The following is a 2,719-nucleotide window of genomic DNA, read 5'->3' as shown; positions in this document are numbered from 1 at the left end:
GCAAGACAGACAGCAGTTTCTCAGCCTTCATAGCCCTCGCAGCGACCGTTATTCGCCTCAGATGAACGTCAACAGGCCCTAGGAGTTTGGTCATATTTTTGACAAGCTTTACGACAGGTCATGCCAGATTTGACCGAAGCCCGAAAACGCAGGTTGTTCCCATGTCGCAGCCAATAAACCACCCATGGGTGCACGACGGTTGGCAGAATAGCGGCAATGGCGAGATTGCACCCGCCGGAACCACCGATTGTTGCCAGCCATGACAGAGAGAAATTTGCGCCCACCGCAAGCGCCGGTTTCGCCAATCGCGACAACCCAGACAGATAAACGATGCTGTTTCCGTAGGGGAAATCGAAAACGCGCGGTTTATGCCACAAACCGCGCGAATCGTTCGCCTGCTACAGGGTCAGAACCTGCGCCTCGTGCCGCTTCAGCGACAGGCGCGCCGGTGCATAATCCGCCAGCCCCGCCGCGCTGCGCAACGCGGGAAACAGCGCGTAGAGCTCATCGCGCTGCCCCATATCCAGACCCGCAAGGCTGTAGTCACCGGGCTGAAAGCTTTCGGTCCAGGCGCCATTGGCCAGGATCACCTCGTGATGGGCGCACATCACATGCAGATAGCTGACACCCGGCGTCGCCTCTTGCACGAACCCCGGCTGGTTCAGCAGATGCTTGGCCGCCACCAGCACCTCATGGGCGTCAAACATCATCTGTGTCGTATCACTGCACACCAGCATGCGGTGATTGGGGCTGACCCACATGTCGCGGTCGGGCAGGTTCTTTCCCAATGAGCCGGCGCGAATTCGGATCGGGCAAAACTGCGGCATCCGGCGCAGCCGCTCGGCGGCCAGATCGCTTCGCCCGGTCCAGACAATGTCCTGGATACCGTTGTCACGGGTGAACACCCTGTCGCCAGGGCGAAGATCCTCGACCGCCACCTCGCCCTTGGGCGTGGCAATCATCACACCGGGCGTGAAACAGATCGGCGTGCCGACAAAGCCCTCGATATCGGTGAAGTTCATGTTTGCGCTTTCACCCCCCCGGACAAGCTGTATCTGGCCGTTGAATCCCGGATTGCCGTTGTTTTCGGGGTTGCGCACGAAGTTCGTGACGCTCCAGCCCGCATCAATGAGGGGCGAGATATCCAGCACATCATTGTCATCGCCGCCCGATCCGCCATTGACCGTGGTGTTGTTCACCCCGGAACTGCCCAGCGTGTTGATCACGAACAGATCGGCATCGTCGCCACCGGACAGGTTGTCATTGTCGCCGCCACCAACCAGCGTGTCATTCCCGGAACCGCCGAACAGTTGATCATTGCCATCACCGGCCACAAGGCTGTCATCGCCATCACCGCCGAACAGATGATCGTTGCCGGTGCCGCCCAGCAACGTGTCATCGCCCGGACCACCGATCAACGTGTCGTTGCCGCCCTGCCCGTACAGGACATCGTCACCTTCGCCACCATCAAGGCGGTCATTGCCCTCGACGATCGGCGTGACCACCGCACCGTCGATCAGATCACCCGACAGGGTATAGCCCGACTGCGTGGCGCGCGCCGAAACGGTAAACTCGACAAAGCTGCGGTTCTCGAATTGGGCCGAGAACCAGGCATCCTGATCGGCGGGATCTGTGTTCCGACCGCCAAAGGCCGCAACCACGCCATCCGATTGCATCACGGTCAGATCTGTTGTCGGCGATGTGCCGAATGCCGAGAAACTGCCTGCTTCCAACTGAACCTTTTCGGTCCCGTTGTTGAACACTCTGTCTATGTCATTGAACGTCGCGACCGAATTGATCGTGACAGGATCGCCGGTGACAGGATCAATGAACTCCAGCCGGAAAGACGCCTCTTCGCCGCGCTGGCTTGAAAATCCCGGCTGGTTGAGAAGGATTTCCGCACCGCGACCACCGCTGAGATCGACCGGCAGGCGGAGGTCGGTCTTGGCTGTCAGGACCAGACGCGCGGACACCGAACTGCCGTCGGAAAGGGTAGCCACGTCGTCGTAGATGACACTGTCGCCGACCTGGGCGTTGTTGTTGCCGGTCGACGTTTCCGACCCGGGGCGGATATTGTCCACGTTCAGAACCAGCGGGCCGGCGTCGATGCCGAGCCCAGTGCCGTTGCCTGCGTCGCCAAAGATCGTGTCGTTGCCGTCCAGACCGCTGATGACGTCGTCGCCACCCAGCCCGGCGATTTCATCCGCGTTGTTCGTGCCGGTCAGCGTGTCCTGACCGTTGGTACCATTAATCACAGCCATATTGCCCCCCGCAACATGCGGGCCCCGTACTTTATCATGTCATGAGTGGTGTCGCGATTCAGGGCTGCTCGACCCTCTTGCGATCCTTGGCGTGTGGTTAACACCGTTGGCAAAAAACAGGAATAGCCCTCGCCGCGTGACGAAAGGGCAGCCTGCATCAAAAAGCAGGCTGGTACGGGCATCAATGCATTGTTTTTAAGCCATTAAAACCAATATCAGATACGATGCTGCACGCGCAGAAAACCTGCCCTGACCGGCGCATTCTGCGGCATCCAGATCGGGATGCCCAGCGTCGCGGTGGACGTGCAAAAACAATGCGCCCCAATAAGGCGCATTGATGCTGAAAGGGAAGCAGCGCAACTCTCCGCTGACCGGTATTGTGAATCGGCATGCAAAAGTGACCCACTTGGGTGGGTTATGATCATCTAAAACTGACCCACCTGCATTGTTAACATCCG

General features: G+C 59.1%; 2 protein-coding genes. Both read right to left on the bottom strand.

Annotated features, from left to right (window positions below):
* Positions 1-398: 398 nt before the first annotated feature.
* A complete protein-coding gene (locus tag ACFTOW_RS13610) occupies positions 399-2,261 on the bottom strand; it encodes a Hint domain-containing protein (protein ID WP_379916613.1) in 1,863 nt (620 codons plus the stop codon).
* A 195-nt stretch (positions 2,262-2,456) separates the two neighbouring features.
* Positions 2,457-2,719: hypothetical protein (locus ACFTOW_RS13605; protein WP_379916611.1), on the bottom strand; the 263-nt coding region annotated here is incomplete at its 5' end.

This window comes from Lacimonas salitolerans (assembly GCF_042677865.1).
GTDB classification, from domain to species: domain Bacteria; phylum Pseudomonadota; class Alphaproteobacteria; order Rhodobacterales; family Rhodobacteraceae; genus Lutimaribacter; species Lutimaribacter salitolerans.
This window is presented reverse-complemented; position numbering and strand designations above follow the sequence as displayed.